The organism is Pseudundibacterium arcticum (assembly GCF_042646465.1).
Taxonomy (GTDB): Bacteria; Pseudomonadota; Gammaproteobacteria; order Burkholderiales; family Burkholderiaceae_D; genus Undibacterium_A; species Undibacterium_A arcticum.
Window position 1 is genome coordinate 100,404 of the sequence record NZ_JBHRTP010000082.1, and the last position, 17,179, is coordinate 117,582.

General features: G+C 61.2%; 13 protein-coding genes. 5 read left to right on the top strand and 8 right to left on the bottom strand.

Features of this window, described 5'->3' with window-relative positions; genetic code table 11:
• Positions 1-112: 112 nt before the first annotated feature.
• The gene (locus ACFOFO_RS22175) at positions 113-4,798 is read right to left on the bottom strand and encodes a glutamate synthase-related protein (protein ID WP_390327318.1); all 4,686 of its coding nucleotides are present in this window, start codon (positions 4,796-4,798) and stop codon (positions 113-115) included.
• A gap of 591 nt (positions 4,799-5,389) precedes the next feature.
• Between ACFOFO_RS22175 and ACFOFO_RS22180 the strand changes: the two genes are divergently transcribed.
• Genes ACFOFO_RS22180 through ACFOFO_RS22190 form a run of 3 tightly spaced genes read left to right on the top strand, consistent with a single transcriptional unit; the run spans position 5,390 to position 7,785 of the window.
• Positions 5,390-6,328 (top strand): hypothetical protein, encoded by a 939-nt coding sequence (locus ACFOFO_RS22180; protein ID WP_390327320.1) that lies wholly within the window; start codon positions 5,390-5,392, stop codon positions 6,326-6,328.
• A gap of 5 nt (positions 6,329-6,333) precedes the next feature.
• On the top strand, positions 6,334-6,708 hold the full coding sequence (locus ACFOFO_RS22185) for a copper resistance CopC family protein (protein ID WP_390327322.1): 375 nt from the start codon (positions 6,334-6,336) through the stop codon (positions 6,706-6,708).
• 6 nt (positions 6,709-6,714) lie between these two features.
• Positions 6,715-7,785: a copper resistance D family protein gene (locus ACFOFO_RS22190; protein ID WP_390327323.1), complete on the top strand. Its 1,071-nt coding sequence runs from the start codon at positions 6,715-6,717 to the stop codon at positions 7,783-7,785.
• Between the two features lie 49 nt (positions 7,786-7,834).
• On the opposite strand, the gene ACFOFO_RS22195 is transcribed toward ACFOFO_RS22190, so the two are convergent.
• Positions 7,835-8,641, bottom strand: a complete 807-nt coding sequence (locus ACFOFO_RS22195) for an anti-sigma factor family protein (RefSeq protein ID WP_390327325.1) — start codon at positions 8,639-8,641, stop codon at positions 7,835-7,837.
• A complete protein-coding gene (locus ACFOFO_RS22200) occupies positions 8,631-9,188 on the bottom strand; it encodes a sigma-70 family RNA polymerase sigma factor (RefSeq protein ID WP_390327326.1) in 558 nt (185 codons plus the stop codon). Before ACFOFO_RS22200 ends, ACFOFO_RS22195 begins: the two co-directional genes overlap by 11 nt.
• Before the next feature lie 164 nt (positions 9,189-9,352).
• On the opposite strand from ACFOFO_RS22200, the gene ACFOFO_RS22205 reads away from it, so the two are divergent.
• Positions 9,353-10,273: a metallophosphoesterase family protein gene (locus ACFOFO_RS22205; RefSeq protein ID WP_390327327.1), complete on the top strand. Its 921-nt coding sequence runs from the start codon at positions 9,353-9,355 to the stop codon at positions 10,271-10,273.
• A 2-nt stretch (positions 10,274-10,275) separates the two neighbouring features.
• Positions 10,276-10,644 carry a cupredoxin domain-containing protein gene (locus tag ACFOFO_RS22210; protein WP_390332874.1) on the top strand — a complete coding sequence of 123 codons (369 nt, stop codon included), beginning with the start codon at positions 10,276-10,278 and terminating at the stop codon, positions 10,642-10,644.
• A gap of 126 nt (positions 10,645-10,770) precedes the next feature.
• On the opposite strand, the gene ACFOFO_RS22215 is transcribed toward ACFOFO_RS22210, so the two are convergent.
• The 5 genes from ACFOFO_RS22215 to ACFOFO_RS22235 form a co-directional block, all read right to left on the bottom strand.
• Complete coding sequence (locus ACFOFO_RS22215) at positions 10,771-11,478, bottom strand: transposase (RefSeq protein ID WP_390327329.1); 708 nt, start codon at positions 11,476-11,478, stop codon at positions 10,771-10,773.
• Positions 11,479-11,593: 115 nt separating this feature from the next.
• Entirely contained in the window at positions 11,594-12,244 is a 651-nt protein-coding gene (locus tag ACFOFO_RS22220) for a DUF1345 domain-containing protein (protein ID WP_390327331.1), read from the bottom strand.
• 205 nt (positions 12,245-12,449) lie between these two features.
• Positions 12,450-13,787, bottom strand: a complete 1,338-nt coding sequence (locus ACFOFO_RS22225) for a TolC family outer membrane protein (RefSeq protein WP_390332877.1) — start codon at positions 13,785-13,787, stop codon at positions 12,450-12,452.
• Between the two features lie 584 nt (positions 13,788-14,371).
• Positions 14,372-14,800, bottom strand: coding sequence for a response regulator (locus ACFOFO_RS22230; protein WP_390327332.1), 429 nt, complete (start codon positions 14,798-14,800; stop codon positions 14,372-14,374).
• Positions 14,801-14,912: 112 nt separating this feature from the next.
• A partial coding sequence (locus tag ACFOFO_RS22235; protein ID WP_390332878.1) for a beta strand repeat-containing protein occupies positions 14,913-17,179 on the bottom strand: 2,267 nt, incomplete at its 5' end.

Sequence of the window (17,179 nt, forward strand, 5' to 3'; positions counted from 1 at the left end):
TGCCTCCTGAATTCCCTGCTCCGCCCCTAACCCTCCCCCTGCAAGGGGGTGGGAACGAGTCCGCCGTTATTTGGACCGTCCGACGCCTATCGTCGGTGCCGACATACCGTCACTACGCCGCGATCTTTTCCAGCTCCTGCTCATCGACGCCCGCATTCATCTCGTCCAGCGCCCGCTTGTATTCGGTCGGGAACACCTTGACGAACTGCTTGCGCGACTCGCTCCAGTTATCGAGCAACTGGCGGGCGCGAGTCGAGCCGGTGTGCTTGAAATGGCGCTCGAGCAGGCCCTTCAGGATCGCCTCGTGCGTCTGCGGCTCGCCGCCGCGCACCGTGCTGTGCCAGATGGCGCGCTTGACCGTGGCTTCCTGCTCGGCCGACGACAGCACCGGATGCAGATCGACCATCGCCAGATTGCATTTGCTTTCAAACTCGCCGTCCGGATCGAATACATAGGCGATGCCGCCCGACATGCCGGCCGCGAAGTTGCGGCCGGTTTCACCCAGCACCACCACAGTGCCGCCGGTCATGTATTCGCAGCCATGGTCGCCGGTACCCTCGACCACTGCGATCGCGCCCGAATTACGTACCGCGAAGCGTTCCCCGGCGACGCCGTTGATATAGGCCTCACCGGCAATCGCGCCGTACAGCACGGTGTTGCCGACGATGATATTGTCGACCGCCCAGCCGCGGAATTCGGTATTCGGACGCACGATGATGCGGCCGCCCGACAAGCCCTTGCCGACATAGTCGTTGCCTTCACCGACCAGATCGAGCGTGATGCCATGTGCCAGGAAGGCGCCGGCCGACTGCCCTGCGGTGCCTTGCAGCTGGATATGGATGGTGTCGTCCGGCAAACCCTGGTGGCCGTATTTCTTGGCGACCTCGCCCGACAGCATGGTACCGACGGTGCGGTTGACGTTGCGCACTGGCGAGATGAACGAGACTTTCTCGCCTTTTTCCAGCGCTGCTCTGGCCTGCGCGATCAATTTATGGTCGAGCGCCTTTTCCAGACCGTGGTCCTGCTCTTCGACATGACGCACCTGCACGTCGGCAGCAACCGCCGGCCGGTAGAATATCTTGCTGAAGTCCAGACCCTGGGCCTTCCAGTGCGAGATCGCCTGCGATTTGTCGAGCAGGTCGGCGCGGCCGATCAGTTCGTCATAGGTGCGGATCCCGAGCTGGGCCATCAACTGGCGCGCCTCTTCGGCCACGAAGAAGAAGTAATTGACCACGTATTCCGGCTTGCCGGAGAACTTGGCGCGCAACACCGGGTCCTGGGTGGCAACGCCGACCGGGCAGGTATTGAGATGGCATTTGCGCATCATGATGCAGCCTTCCACCACCAGCGGTGCGGTGGCGAAGCCGATTTCGTCGGCGCCCAGCATCGCGGCGATCACCACGTCGCGGCCGGTCTTCATCTGGCCATCGGCCTGCACCCGCATGCGGCCGCGCAAGCCGTTCAGCACCAGCGTCTGCTGGGTCTCGGCCAGGCCGAGTTCCCACGGCGTGCCGGCATGCTTGACCGACGACAGCGGCGATGCGCCGGTGCCGCCGTCATGACCGGCGATCACGACGTGATCGGCCTTGGCCTTGGTGACGCCGGCAGCCACGGTACCGACCCCGACTTCCGACACCAGCTTGACCGAGATCGAGGCGCGCGGATTGGCGTTCTTCAAATCGTGGATCAGCTGCGCCAGGTCTTCGATCGAGTAAATATCATGATGCGGCGGCGGCGAGATCAGGCCCACGCCCGGTACCGAGAAACGCAGCCTGGCGATGTATTCGGATACCTTGTGGCCCGGCAGCTGGCCGCCCTCGCCCGGCTTGGCGCCTTGCGCCATCTTGATCTGGATCTGGTCGGCCGAGTTCAGGTAGGCCGCAGTCACGCCAAAACGGCCGGACGCGACCTGCTTGATGCGCGAGCGCATCGAATCGCCGTCCTGCAGCGGAATGTCGACTTCCACCTGCTCGGCGCCGATCACCGACGCCATCGTGTCGCCGTTCTTGATCGGAATGCCCTTCAATTCGTTGACGTAGCGGTTTTCATCTTCGCCGCCTTCACCAGTATTCGATTTGCCGCCGATCCGGTTCATCGCGACCGCCAGCGTCGAGTGCGCCTCGGTGCTGATCGAGCCGAGCGACATCGCGCCGGTGACGAAGCGCTTGACGATTTCCTTGGCGGGTTCGACTTCATCGAGTGGAATCGCTTTGGCCGGATCGAGCTTGAACTCGAACAGGCCACGCAGGGTCAGGTGGCGACGGCTCTGGTCGTTGATGATCTGCGCGTACTCCTTGTATGAGTTGAAGTTGTTGGCGCGGGTCGAATGCTGCAGCTTGGCGATCGCATCCGGGGTCCACATATGCTCCTCGCCACGAACGCGGAACGCGTATTCGCCGCCGGCGTCAAGCGCCTGGGCCAGCACCGGATCGTCGCCGAACGCCAGCTTGTGCAGGCGCAGCGCTTCCTCGGCGACTTCAAACACGCCGATCCCTTCGACATTCGATGCGGTGCCGCGGAAATACTTGTCGATCAGGGACTTGTTCAGGCCGATCGCCTCGAAGATCTGCGCGCCGCAATAGGACATATAGGTCGAGATGCCCATCTTCGACATCACCTTCAGCAAACCCTTGCCGATCGCCTTGGTGTAGTTGTAAATCGCCTTCTCGGCTGACATGTCGCCACGCATGCCGTGCGCCATCTCGGCCAGGGTCTGCATCGCCAGATACGGATGCACCGCTTCCGCGCCGTAGCCGGCCAGCAATGCAAAGTGGTGCGTCTCGCGCGCAGAGCCGGTTTCGACCACCAGGCCGGTCGATGCGCGCAGCCCCTTGCTGACCAGATGCTGGTGGATCGCGGAGGTCGCCAGCAACGCCGGGATCGCGACCTGCTCGGCATCGATCTTGCGGTCGGACACGATCAGGATGTTATGACCGGACTTGACTGCATCGACCGCTTCCGCACACAGCGATGCCAGGCGTGCCTCGATGCCTTCCTTGCCCCAGGCGACCGGATAACAGATGTTCAGCTCGTACGATTTGAACTTGCCGCCGGTATGCGCGCTGATGTTGCGCAGCCGCACGATGTCGGTGAAATTGAGCACCGGCTGCGACACTTCAAGCCGCATTGGCGGATTGATGTTGTTGGTGTCGAGCAGGTTTGGCTTCGGTCCGACAAAGGACACCAGCGACATCACCATCGCCTCGCGAATCGGGTCGATCGGCGGATTCGTGACCTGCGCGAACAGCTGCTTGAAATAGTGGTACAACGGCTTGAGCTTGTTCGACATCACCGCCAGCGGCGAGTCATTGCCCATGGAACCGATCGCCTCTTCGGCCGACTGCGCCATCGGTGACATCAGGAACTTGAGGTCTTCCTGGGTATAGCCGAACGCCTGCTGGCGGTCCAGCAGCGAAGTCGTCGCTTGTTCCGTGTTGGCCTCGGCCTTGATGCTGTCGAGCTTGATCCGCACCGACTTGATCCAGGCCTTGTACGGCTTGGCGTTGGCATAGGTATCCTTCAGCTCCTTGTCGCCGATGATGCGGCCGGCTTCGAGATCGATCAGGAACATCTTGCCCGGCTGCAGGCGCCATTTCTGGATGATCTTCGATTCCGGGATCGGCAGCACGCCCGATTCCGACGCCATCACCACCAGATCGTCGTCGGTGACGATGTAGCGCGCCGGGCGCAGGCCGTTGCGATCGAGCGTACCGCCGATGTGGCGACCGTCGGTGAAGGCCATCGCGGCCGGGCCGTCCCACGGTTCCATCATCGCCGCATGGTACTCATAAAATGCGCGGCGGTTGGGGTCCATCGTGGTGTGGTTTTCCCATGCCTCCGGGATCATCATCATCATCGCCTGCGCGATCGGGTAGCCGGCCATCAGCAACAGTTCCAGCGCGTTGTCGAAGCAGGCGGTGTCGGACTGGCCCTCATAGATCAGCGGGAACAACTTGTGCAGATCGTCGCCCAGCACGGCCGACTTCATCACACCTTCGCGCGCGCGCATCCAGTTGAAGTTGCCCTTGACGGTATTGATCTCGCCGTTGTGCGCGATCAGGCGGTACGGGTGGGCCAGCGGCCACTCGGGGAAGGTATTGGTCGAGAAGCGCTGATGGACCAGGGCCAGCGCGCTGATGCAGCGCGGATCCTGCAGGTCCTTGTAATAGACGCCGACCTGGTCGGCCAGCAGCAGGCCCTTGTAGACCACGGTGCGCGCGGACATCGACGGCACGAAGAATTCCTTGCCGTGGTTCAGCTTCAGCGCCTGGATCGCGTGGCCGGACGACTTGCGGATCACATACAATTTGCGCTCGAGCGCATCGGTCACCATCACGTCCGGGCCGCGGCCGATGAAGATCTGGCGGATCACCGGTTCCTTGGCGCGCACCGTCGGCGACATCGGCATCTCGGTATCGATCGGCACATCGCGCCAGCCGAGGATCACCTGGCCTTCGACGCGGACCGCGCGCTCGATCTCCTGCTCGCAGGCCAAGCGCGATGCGTGCTCCTTCGGCAGAAACACCATGCCGACCCCGAATTCGCCCGGCGGCGGCAGCTCCACGCCCTGCTTCGCCATCTCTTCGCGATAGTACTGGTCCGGCATCTGGATCAGGATGCCGGCGCCGTCGCCCATCAGTTGGTCGGCACCGACCGCGCCGCGGTGATCCAGATTTTTCAGGATCAGCAGCCCCTGTTCGATGATCGAATGGCTTTTCTGGCCCTTGATATGGGCGATGAAACCGACGCCGCAGGCATCGTGTTCATTGGACGGGTCGTACATACCTTGCGCGTGCATAGCCTTCTCCACTGCTTTGATGAGTTTGAAGTTGGAGAATAGTGCAGTGCAGCAGCAAGTTCAACAACAATAAATAGGGTCGGAGTCAATTTAAAATATTTTAAATTTAATTATTAGTTAATTGGGGACATAGTAAATAAAGAAGACTGCCCGTTGGCACGGCGCAGCCTACGCACATGATCATTGTGACGCCCCTCGACATTGTCGCTACCCTGCTTCGGTCGCCCGCAGATCCTGCGGTCGCCTCCGTTGGAGGGCTTCATTTTGTTCGGGCAACCACTCTCTTGCCGCCGACTCCGTGTTGAACACCTCGATGGTAAACGCGCACTTTTTGAGCCGGACCACTCATGACCTGATCACTCGCAAGCGTACCAATTACAAGCTTGTGAGAGCGACGAAATCGCGAGTTATTTGCCATTTGACGAGTTGCCCCAGATATAATCCGAGATGCTCGCCGGGGGCTTCCGATCTCATTTCCCTAACCGGATGCAAGGAGGTGCGGCATCGTGTCGCATTACTTTGGCACAGGAATTTCTCTGTCCTTCCAAGACAAAAAAAGAAATGAACGATGAACGCCAGATCAGGAAAACCATGAAGCACAAGCTCATCGGCAGTTGCATTGTTGCGGCGCTCATCCAGGCACTATGCGTGGCCCCCTCCCACGCCCACGGTTTCGTCGGCAAGCGCTTCTTCCCCGCCACCATCGCGATCGACGATCCGTTTGTGGCCGATGAACTGAGCTTCGTGGCCGGGCACCGCAAGCTCCCGCCGGAAGACAACGGCGGCGGCGATGAAGCGGGTCTGCCCGCTGGCAATCCGGGGATTCATGCCACGACGTTTTCCACCGAACTCAGCAAGCGGATCACGCCAGACTTTGGCATCTCGCTCAGCGCCACCTATCAGCGCGTCAGGCCGAGCGATGAAACTACCGCCCAGCACGGCTTCGACAACCTGGGGCTGGGGTTCAAGTACCAACTGATCAAGAATGCCGAGCATGAGGGGATCCTGTCGCTCGGGCTCGATGCCGACCTGGGCGGCACCGGCAGCAGCCGTGTCGGCGCCGAATCGTTTTCCACCATTTCTCCCGCGCTGTTCTATGGCAAGGGCTTCGGCGACCTGCCGGAAGGCGCGAAATATCTGCGGCCGCTGGCGATCACCGGGATTTTGTCGCCGGAACTGCCGACGCGGCGCTCGGAACCCGATAGACTGAACTGGGGGTTTACGGTGCAGTACAGCCTGCAATATCTTCAATCCACCGTAAAAGACGTGGGGCTGGGCGCGCCGTTCGACCGCATGATCGCGCTGATCGAAGTCCCGGTGAAGACCTGCCTCAACCAGGATTGTGCCGGTCAGACCACCGGCACCGTGAATCCGGGCTTCATGTGGGTTGGCAAGTACGCGCAGGTCGGCGTGGAAGCGGTGATCCCGCTGAACCAGCGCTCGGGTCGCGACATCGGCGGGTTGATTCAACTGCATCTATTCCTGGACGATATGTTTCCCAAGAGCTTCGGGCAACCGCTGTTCCATTGATCCGCATGAAGCACAGACCGATGCGCACCTGCCTGGCCGCTGCCGCTCTTGGGGGGTTGCTATGGGCCCAGCAGGTTTTGGCGCACACCTTTCCCGAGCGGGCGGAACCCCGGGTCGGGGCCGTCATCGACAGTTCCCCCAGCCAGGTTCGGATCTGGTTCGATGGGCAGATTGAACCCGCATTCAGCACCTTGCGCGTACTCGATGGCCAGGGGCGACAGGTCAATCAAGAAGCCGGACAAGTCGATCCCGCGCAGCCGCGCTTGCTTGAGGCGCGTCTGCCGCCGCTGAGTCCCGGCGCCTACCATGTTTTCTGGCGGGTGATCGCGCGCGACGGGCACGTCACCGAGGGCGACTACGTTTTTACGGTGAGGCGATAGCCCGCCATGGACCACACCTTGATGGCAGCAAACCTTGATGGCATCGTTGTCACTGCGGTCGACCTGCTGGCGCTCACCACTTGCATCGGGATTCTGGGCTTCCGCAGGTGGGTGGTCCGGTTCCAGGATCCGACGCCGCATCCTTCTACCGATTTGCTGGTGCCGTTATGGTGGACGCTGGGCATCTGCCTGGCGCTGCTCACGCTCAGCAGCAGCGGCGAACTGGTTCGGCGCGCGCTCGAGATGAGTGGCCGGCCGATCGGGGAACTCGCGCTGGTGTTGCCTGTGGTCTTGTCCAAGACCCATTTTGGGCGGGTCTGGCTGCTCCGCCCCGTTGCACTGGCAGTGTTATGGCTTGGCTGGGGACGAAGGCGTCGCCTCGACTCGCGCGGCGTGTCGGCCGCAATGCTGGCTGCGGCTTGCGCGATTGCAGCGAGCAGAAGTCTTTCCGGCCATGCGGCCGACTGGGGCGATATCACCCTCCACGAGTTGATGGACTGGGCGCATCTATTGGCCGCATCGGTCTGGGGCGGCAGCCTGATCGCGCTGACCGTGACCGGCTTTCGCGCCTTCACCGAGCGCGCCGACCAGCGGCGACAGGCCGTGCTAGACATGGCGGGCCGCTGGTCGGCGCTGGCCGGCGCGGCTTTGGCGGTGGTGATCCTGACCGGCATCTACAACGCATGGTTCGAGCTGGAGCGTCCCGAAGCCTTGTGGGAAACGGCCTATGGTCGACTGTTACTGGTCAAAGTGTCGCTGGTGCTGATCATCGTCACGCTGGGCGCTGCGAACCGTTACCTTGGCCTCCCTTCGTTGCAGGCTTGGTGCAACGGCCAGGCCCGCAAAGAACAAGCTTCAGGCGCATTGGCGATTATGCTGTCTTTCCTTACCCTGGAATGGATGCAACGGGGAACGCACCGCCCACTGATGCGGTTTGTGCGCAAAGCGGCGCTGGAAGGATGCCTGATCATCGCCGTCATACTCTGCGTGGCGGTGCTCGTCGGCCTGATGCCCGCCCGCCACCTAAGCCGGATGCCGGCCAGCCAACCTATGAATAGCAACGGTATGCTGCATTGATCCTCGGTTGGCATCGCTGGGTCGACTTACGCCCCCGGGTTTCAAGACCCTAACTCTTCGCCGCGACCTCGTCGTGCGTTCGCAACAACTGCGCAAAATTTTCCAGGTCACGCATCCCGGCGTCCGAGATCGCCCAGTAGCTCATGTTGCCGTTTTCCCAGTGAATCAGGTGGTAGCCTTGACGTGACCATTGCTGCGCAGCCTTGCGGTACGCCACGTTCGGCCAGTGTTCGGGCTTCGGCCACACATAGACGCTGATGCGATGCTGATTGCGGCCGTAGACCAGTGCGGCGACCGGACGGCCGTCGAGGTAATCCAGGCGCCCGCCCTGCAACGGGAAGCCTTGCGCCGCGAGATCGACCACCGCAGGCGAAAAATCGAGTTTCCCGCTGAGCCAAGGCTTGACCGTATGCTGGTCGGAAGACACGACATCCATCGGCCGGTTCGACATCAGGGCCCGAACGTGGCTGGAAAGCACTTGCTCTGCCAGCAGATCGTCCGCCGTCGGTCGAGACAGGAACAGGCCGGCGCTGAGCGCGATTGCGCACATTGCCGCCAGCGCCGATCCAAAGGTGAACCAGTGACCGTGCCAGATCGATCGGGTCGGACGCCGTTCCACATCTGGTCGGGTCGGCAATGGCGGAAGCGCGGTCGCGATGCGGCTTTGCAGATCGGGCGGCGCCTGGTGATAAATTGCGTACTGCCTGAGGCCCGCCCCCAGCGTGCGCAATGATGCATATTGACGCCGACAGGCTTCGCACCATTCGAGATGGCGCTCCAGTGCGATGGTCTGATCCAGAGGCAATTCGCGGTCCGCATGGGCGGCCAGCACGGCGCCGGCTTGCTTACAATCCATGGCACGCTTCCCTTTCCAGCAAATAGGCCGCCAGCAGCTTGCGCCCACGCGCCAGGCGCGACATCACGGTCCCGACCGGAATGCCGGCGATATCGGCGATTTCCCGATACGACAGATCCTCCAGTTCGCGCAGGATCAGCACTTCCCGAAACGCCGTCGGCACGCGTTCCAGTGCCCGATGCACGCGCCGCGATTCGTCGCCGCGCTGCAGGATCGCCGCCGGATCATTGTCGCCGCCAAAATGCGCGTGGATCTCGGCAATCTCGTCCGCACTCAGATGATCTTCGTCGAATTGCACTTCACGCAACTCGTGCTCATGTTGTTTCGCGCCGCTGTAATACGTGTTTCTGACGATCGCCAGCAGCCAGCTGCGGCCGTCGTGCCCGTGAAATGCATCGAAGTACCGGAAGGCCCGCAAATAGGCTTCCTGCACCACATCCTGCGCGTCGCCGTCGCTGCGAGTCAGCCAGCGTGCGAGATTGTAGGCCGCATGCAGGTGCGGCAGCATGGTGTCCTGAAAACGCTGGCTTCTTTCTTGATCGGTCACAGGTAATCCTGGCTGGCAATACCTCGGTATACCGAGAGTCGTCCCATTTTATTCCCGTCTTGCGCTGGTTGCCGGATTCGTTACGAGCACGGGAATAAACGGCGCCTGTTCATGGTACTGCTTGATACCGACATCAGGTTCGGGAATATTCCGAGGAGAAGGCGATGCGCAAGGACAGCAAGGACGTTAGCCGGCGAGATTTTCTCAAACTGGCGGGGCTGGGCGGCGGCGTGGTGTTCGCGTCCGGACTCAGCGGCTGGTCGCTCGCGGCCGGCACTTCCAGCACCGGCGGCAAACCGCTAGGCGACTTCTATTTTGTGCAGCTATCGGACAGTCACTGGGGTTTTCAGGGGCCGCCTAATCCCGATGCCAGGGGAACGCTGGCAAAGGCAGTCGCTGCGGTCAACGCGCTGCCGATCCAGCCCGACTTCATCGTGTTCACCGGGGACCTTACCCACACCACCGACGACCCCGCCGAGCGGCGCCGACGCATGGCGGAATTTCGCGACATCGTCTCGAAACTGACGGTACAGCAGCGTTATTTCATGCCCGGAGAACACGATGCATCGCTCGATCGCGGCGCAGCGTTTCAAGAGTACTTTGGCAAGACCCACTACAGCTTCGATCACAAAGGCGTGCATTTTCTGACGATCGACAATGTCTCCGATCCGCGCGCCACGATCGGCGACGAGCAATTGTCCTGGATCGAGGCCGATCTGAAACAGCAGCAGACAGACAGTCCGATCGTGGTGCTGACGCATCGGCCCTTGTTCGATCTGTATCCGCAATGGGACTGGGCGACGCGGGATGGCGACAAGGCGGTGGCGTTATTGATGCCATATCGCAATGTCACGGTGTTCTATGGTCACATCCACCAGGAGCACCACCACATGACCGGCCATATCGCGCATCATGCCGCCAAATCGCTGATGTTTCCGCTGCCGGCACCCGGCTCGCAGCCGAAGCGCGAGCCGATCGCATGGGATCCGGCGCAGCCATACCGTGGCTTGGGCGTGCGCACAATTGAAACAGGCGCAAGGCGGGGTGACCCGGTCATTACTGAACTACCGATTATGAAGAGCTGAACATGATGATCAGCCGAAAACGCCGCAGCATGCTGCTGGCGACCATCCTGCTCGGCATGGGATCGGTCGCCGCCTATTCCGCCGGCAATGCCAGCCCGCGGGTCATCAGGGTGCAGGCGAGGAGATTCAGCTTCACGCCGAACGAGCTGCACCTGCAACTAGGGCAGCCGGTCGTGCTGGAACTGACGACGGCCGACGTCGTGATGGGGTTCAACATCCCTGACCTGAAAAAACGCGCCGACATCATCCCTGACACGGTTGCGCGGCTCGAGTTGACGCCCGACCGGATCGGCACGTTCAGCCTTTTCTGTGACATTTTTTGCGGCGACGGGCACGAAACGATGACTGGCAAGGTCATCGTGACCGCGTAAAGCGAACCTGCCAGCGATGCCTTCAGCCGTAGCTTGGACTACGGCGGCAGGATGCCAGGACCTGCGCCGCGCAGCGATGAAGACGCAGCGGATGCCATACCGGCTGCCGATCTGCTGGTGCGCCGCTCACTCCGGCACTGCGCGGACCGCGGTCTTGGCAGGGCGCCCTCGTTTGGCCGGCCCGACTCGGCGGCTGGTGCGCTGCTCAAGCGCGCGCTTGAATTGCTCCGAACCGAGAGCCCACCCCTTCAGCAGGCTCCGATCGAGCTTGTCCAGTTCGGCTGCGCCCGGCATCTCTTCGAGAAATTGACGGTAGACCTGCTCGCGCTGGAACGGCGTGTTGCCGAGCGCCCAGTACATCGCATGGTCGGTGATTAGCGGATCGGATCGCACGCCGGCATGATGGGCATAGCTCGACCACGGGTAATCCGAGGCGGTCGCGACGATTCCGGCGCGCACAGGACCAAGCTCGAGGTAACGGCAGCATGGCATCAAATAACGCTCGGCCTCGATTACCGAGGCCTTGAAACGACCTTGCCACAGGGTGCCGGCGCGCTGGTATTTGCGGTTGTAGTAAGGCACATAATGACGGCCGATCCATTGCATCATGCGACCCAAGCCATCGGCGTCAAGCGGCGTCGCCAGCAGCTGCAAATGGTCGGGCAGCAGCACGTAGGCGTGCAGCGCCACCGCATAGAGTTTGGCCGCATCGCGCAACCACCCGAGAAAAGCCTGGAAATCCTCGGGGTCGCGGAAGATCGGCTGACGGTCGTGGCCGCGCTGCAGGATGTGATGCGCCTGCAGCGGGACAACCAGACGGGACAAACGGGCCATGATGGATGGGCGCGAAGGAATCGGCGCTGATAAAAACAGCGATTGTAGCCGACCAATCGACTCCGACCCTAATTATGGATGCGTAGTCGGTCACCGTTTGCCGATGCCGCTGAAATCAGACCAGCCCGGCCGCAATATTGATCGAGAAGCCAAGGATCGCGGCATTGAACAGAAAGCTCAGTACCGACTGCGCCAGTACCGCCTTGCGCATCGAACGCGACTGGATGTTGATGTCGGCAGTCTGGGCCGCCACCGCGATGGTGAATGCGAAATACAGAAAATCCCAGTAATTGGGTTGCTGCTCGCCTTCCGGAAAAATAATCGGGCGCCGTTCGGACGACGCGCGGTAGAACATGCTGGCGTAGTGAAAGGTGAACGTGACCCCGACCAGCAGCCACGACCCGATCAGCGTCACTGCGGTCAGCAGATAATGGTACGCCCGGAATCCGGTTGTCATCTCCTTCACGGTCGACAGCTCTAGCACGATCGCCGCCAGACTGGCGACTGCCGCGATCGACATGATCGCCAGTACCGCCGCGCCGCTCTTGTCTTCCTGCGCCGCCAGTTGTCGGATCCGCACATGGTCGGCATGCAACATCATCCAGCCGATCAGGGCCAGATAGGCCCAGACCCCGACATTCCAGCCGATCAAGAACCGCGATATAAACTGCCACTGCGACGGCAGCGCAAACGCGATCGCAGCGCCGATCGCAATGGCAACAATCAGGCGTGGGCGGTGCCGGACAAAACGGTGGACTGGGTGCATGGCGTAATGATTAGCGTTGGATCGGAAATTACATTGCTTCCGCATATCGGGAACGATTATGTTTGCGGCAACAATTGGTATGTATGCCAGAAAGATGTGCCTTTTACAAGCAGACCTCCACTTGACCGGTGGCCAGTATTCGCTCCGCCGGCACGTATCTGCTGGCTTGATGAGGCGATCGTCGAAGCCGCCGGATTTTCGCAGCTCAGTCGTGGCCGCTTCGCCCGCGCACCGCGACCGCCTCCGTCGGCAGGGTTATCTGCAGGTTGCCAAGCAACTGTCCCATGCCCGCGAAAATCCGGAATGCGCTTGCAAGCTGGGCATATTGTCCGGTGGTGTAAGCCAGCCGTGCGTTGAAATATTCATTCTCCGCATTCAGCAGATCCAGCAATGTGCGTTGCCCGATGCTGAACTGCTTCGCATACGACTCGCGGGTTGCCGCGCTGGCGTCTACGTATTGGCGCAACACGCCAAGCCGATCGCGCGCGGTGACGTTTGCGTTATAGGCCAGAGACACGTTTTCCTGAACCTGGCGCCGGGTGCGATTGAGCACTTCGCTGGCTTCCTGAACCTGGAATCCGGTTTCGCTGATGCGCGCAAGGTCGGCCCCGCCGCTCGAAAAGTTGTAGCGAAGGCGCAGCATGATGGTGCGATCGTTCGTCACGCCGCGCACGATATCGTTGCCGCGGTTCGCGGCCAGTTCCAGATCCACGCGCGGCGAAAGGGCCGCTTTCGCTCCCGAATTCAGCGCGCTGGCGACCGCAACATCGGCCTCGGCCGACTTCACCGCCGGATGGCCGTTCGACGCAGCATCCAGCGCCATGCCCTCGCTCGGAGGCAGCGCATTGTCGGGTGAATCAGGTATCAGCAGCGCGCGCGGCGGCGTGCCGACCAGGCGCACATAGCTGACTTCGGCATCCCTTAGGCTGCTTTGCTCCTGCCTGAGATTGTCTTTCGCGAGGGCCAGGCGGCTTTCTGCCTGGTCGAGGTCGGCGCGTCGGCCGACGCCGCTTTCGCTGAGCTTCCTGATCTGGTTGTAGATGCGCTGGTGGGCGTCCAGGTTATCGGCCGCCTCTACCACGGTTTCCTGGCGTCGCAAGACTTCCAGATAGGTTCCCACCGTGCGCAGCGCGAGGTCCTCCGCGGTGGCCGCAACGCCGTAGGCGGAAGAATCGACCCGCGCCCGTTGCCGCGCCACCTCGCTCTGCACGGCAAAGCCGTCGAACAGCATCTGCGACAGCGTCACTGAGGTGTCGTGCCGCGCGAAGGTGGTCTCGCTCAAGCCAAGCAGACGCGTATCCGCACTGTCGAGCCGCTCGCGGCCGGTGCCGGCATTCAAATCGATGCGCGGCAAGTAGCCCCCGAGCGCCTGCTTGACGCCTTCGTCGGCGGCAAAGCGGCGATGGGCGGAGGCCAGCACTTCGGGGTTGGTGCGCACCGCCTGCTCGACCGCCTCGCGCAGCGTCTCGGCGCTTGCCGGCGGGGATGCTGCAGCGGCTGCGCATGCGAGCGCGAGCGTCGGCCAGACTGTTCTTCTTTTCATGAAACTCCCTGCAGTTCGTAGCGCTACCGTGATAAAACTCCCTCCCTTTCAACGGGATGGTTGGGGGAGGTGATGGGCTGATGCGGCACTGGTGGCCCTCTCATCCTCAGGAGATTTGATGTGATGGCTTGGCGCTTTATGTGGAACGATGGTACAGGAAGCGAAGTGGCGTTTCAACCTGCTTCGCGGCATGAGGGTGCGGGTGGTTTTGGCGCAAGCGCGAGGCTCGCAAAGATACCAAGTAATGACTTGAAATCCACTGTGGATACATTGTTTTAAGAATGATTTTTCTCCTGCGCCCACGCACCACGCCCGTTCGTCCGGAGTAGCCCCCTTCGATAGGCTGCTGCGCAGCCACGTCCTGAGTAAATCCGTTCGCCCTGAGTAGCGAAGCGTATCGAAGGGAGCGTATCGAAGGGCAGGACGAACGGGGTAAAGAAGCGTATCGAAGGATAGCCGTGCACGACGAGCCCTTCAATAGTTTTTTGCCGTTCGTCCTGAGTAGGCCGCAGGCCGTATCGAACGGGACCTACTCAGGGTGCACGGTCTCGGCAGGATTGACTTTCATAGGTTTTTTTTCTTACTTAGCGCAAGGCGAGCTCCACCATTTTGCAGAGCATCTTGCGCGGCACCCACGTCTCGCCCTGGTCCACCCCGCGTACGGCCCTGACGAGATGAAGCTGAATCTCATCGTGGCCCAGATAGCCGCGCGCGCCGATAGCCAGCGCGTGCATGAGCTGGTCTTCCTCGGTGAGGTCGTCAGCCAACAGAACCACGCGCGTGGCCGGGCACTCCCGGCGCAGTTCCAGCAGCAAGGGAAAATCGGTGTCGGTACAGATCTCGAAGCTGCACACCAAAACGCGCGGTTTGAATTTACGGACAGTGGCCACGACTTCCATGCAGGTCGCCGCCTGTCCGACCACCTCGGTATCAGGCTCCTGCCGCAAGAGGCGCCTGCAAGTCGCCAGTCCCGCTGCTTGTCGACCAGCAATCGCCACCGTGATGGTTTGCATGAATTTAGCTCCTCATTGCGCGGGTCGCATTTACTTGTTCCTTGCCAGTACAGAACCAATGCTTTAGGTACACAACACGAACTCGTCACCCAGGCTCGTATAACCTGGTTCTTTAGACAAAGAGGTTATGTGTATCGGTCGGCATGAGCAATACGTTATTCAATGTCACCAGGGTGACGAAGGAATCGCCGCCGCCATTGCTGTCGACCTGTACCACGGTGTTTTCACCCGAAACCGTAAGCTTCAGAAAGCCTCCCGTAAATGCGTTTGTGCCGTCATAGCCGTCGAATCCCCGCAGCAAATCGTGCAGATCAAGAACGTCCGTGCCATTGGCTCCCGACTTACTGAAGTCAGTCACAACGTCGCCCGCTGCACCGCGATCCGTGATCAGGTTGTAGTCGAATGTATCGTTACCCAGACCGCCGGTAAGTACATCGTCACCTGCGCCACCGACCAAAATATCGTTGCCGCCGCCGCCGGATAATATGTCATTACCGTCTGAACCATATGTAAGCTGATCGCCAGGATTGGCGTTGTAGCTGACGACATTGATACCGCCTTGACCCTGCGTGTCGTGGAAACCGGCGGAGGTATATTGGCCGTTAAGCGTGATATTGGCAGTGTGCACGCCGTCGTTCAGGATCAGCGTACCGCCTGTTCCCGCCGCGTTCGCGGAATATGCGAGCGTCGCTCCGGCACCGACGATATCTCCGAACAGCAGGGAATCGCCGGCGTTGAATCCGGAGACGGCGCCTGTGAAGCTGGCCGAATGATCGAGCATGAGCGTGCCATCGCCGCCAACGGCGAAGGTGGTGGTCTCGTTGACGGCACCGCCGAATTCGAGTGTCGCCGTGCCGCTGATCGTCGCGCTTCCGGTGCCGGTGACATCGCCGTGGACCGTGATATTGCCGCCGTTGGCCCACAGGCTGCCGGAATTGGCGATCCCGCTTTCGATGAGCAGGCCGCCGCTGCCGGTAGCCTCCAACGTGCCGGAGTTTGTGATGACGTGGCTACCTGTGTCGATGACCAGCGCGTGGCTGCCGTCGGCGATGATGGTGCCCGCGTTGGCTAGCGTCATCTGTCCGGCGCCAAGTTGGCCGGCACCCGAGATCGTATTGTCGATGTTAGTGAGCGTGGCTTCGCCGGTGCCGCCGAAGATGACGTTGTGGTCGTTGTCGGACAGCGTGAGATGCCCGCCGCCTTGTAGCGTCACACTGTGGACCAGGATTTCCAGGTTCGTTTCGTTACCGGTCGATGCAAGCGCAATGGTGCCGGTGTTCTCGATGATCCCGCTGAACGGCATGATGGCGCCGTCGCTGATGGTCAGGGTGCCTGCGTTGATGGTGACGGGCTCCTGGTCGAACACGAAATTGCTGGCGTTCAGTGAAGCAGTATCAGCGCCCAATACCGTGATGGTTTCGCCGTTGCCTAGCGTAATTACGGCGTTGCCGTTGGCGTCGTTGACCATGTGGGCCTGGACGTCGGCGAAGGTCGTGAAGCCAGCGAAGCCGATCAGGTCGATCTTGTCTGCTGCGGTGTCGAAGCTGTGGATCGTGTCGTTCGTGATCGGCTGGGCGAAGACAAAGAGATCATGTCCTGAGGAGCCGGTGAGGTGGTCATCTGAAGATAGGGCGAAGATTGGCGAGCCTGGGGCGTAGGCCTCGACATTATCGAAGACGACGGCCGAGCCCGTGCTGCCGTCGGCGTTGGTCCAGCTGGAAGTCACAGTGAGTACCATCGCACCGGCATAGCTGGATGGCGTCGTGATCGTCAGCGCGGAGGGGTCGCTGGTCTGTATCGTCCAGCTGCCGTCACCGTTGTTGGTGCCTTCGCTCAAGGTCCAGTTGGTAGGAACACCATTGACCTTATAGGTAATCGCATCGCCCGGATCCAAAGTGGGATCGTCAAGACCAAGATTAATGGGCGAACCGGCTACGCCTGCGGGGTATTTGCTTGACAAGCTGGTAGGGGCACTTACGTTGCCCGCTGTGTCGGTTGCGGTGACATCGATGCTCTTGTTTCCACTCCAGGATGGTGATAAGACGATGCTGAAGCTCCCGTTCGCGTTGGCGATCACACTACCTTCGGATGTGCCTTGTACCGTCACCTTGACAGTCGCGCCACCTTCAACGCTGCCAACCCCACCGGTGAGCGTGTGCGTCCCCCCCGAGTCCAGCGAACTGTAAGACAGACTAGTCGGCGCAGCCGGCGCTGTGGTGTCTTCCGTCACCGTGAAGGTGTTCGATGCGCCGCTGACATTGCCCGCCGCATCGGTGATCTTCGCGGTCATGTTGTAGGTCGTGCCGTTGGTCAGCGTCCCGGCCTGCAGATTCACCAAGCCAGCTGTGATCTCGGCGCCCGTCAGCACATGCGCGCTGC

Excerpts from the sequence above, each read along its gene's own strand:
- ACFOFO_RS22175 (WP_390327318.1), bottom strand. The coding sequence starts at position 4,798 with ATGCACGCGCAAGGTATGTACGACCCGTCCAATGAACACGATGCCTGC.
- ACFOFO_RS22180 (WP_390327320.1), top strand. The coding sequence starts at position 5,390 with ATGAAGCACAAGCTCATCGGCAGTTGCATTGTTGCGGCGCTCATCCAG.
- ACFOFO_RS22185 (WP_390327322.1), top strand. The coding sequence starts at position 6,334 with ATGAAGCACAGACCGATGCGCACCTGCCTGGCCGCTGCCGCTCTTGGG.
- ACFOFO_RS22190 (WP_390327323.1), top strand. The coding sequence starts at position 6,715 with ATGGACCACACCTTGATGGCAGCAAACCTTGATGGCATCGTTGTCACT.
- ACFOFO_RS22195 (WP_390327325.1), bottom strand. The coding sequence starts at position 8,641 with ATGGATTGTAAGCAAGCCGGCGCCGTGCTGGCCGCCCATGCGGACCGC.
- ACFOFO_RS22205 (WP_390327327.1), top strand. The coding sequence starts at position 9,353 with ATGCGCAAGGACAGCAAGGACGTTAGCCGGCGAGATTTTCTCAAACTG.
- ACFOFO_RS22210 (WP_390332874.1), top strand. The coding sequence starts at position 10,276 with ATGATGATCAGCCGAAAACGCCGCAGCATGCTGCTGGCGACCATCCTG.
- ACFOFO_RS22215 (WP_390327329.1), bottom strand. The coding sequence starts at position 11,478 with ATGGCCCGTTTGTCCCGTCTGGTTGTCCCGCTGCAGGCGCATCACATC.
- ACFOFO_RS22220 (WP_390327331.1), bottom strand. The coding sequence starts at position 12,244 with ATGCACCCAGTCCACCGTTTTGTCCGGCACCGCCCACGCCTGATTGTT.
- ACFOFO_RS22225 (WP_390332877.1), bottom strand. The coding sequence starts at position 13,787 with ATGAAAAGAAGAACAGTCTGGCCGACGCTCGCGCTCGCATGCGCAGCC.
- ACFOFO_RS22230 (WP_390327332.1), bottom strand. The coding sequence starts at position 14,800 with ATGCAAACCATCACGGTGGCGATTGCTGGTCGACAAGCAGCGGGACTG.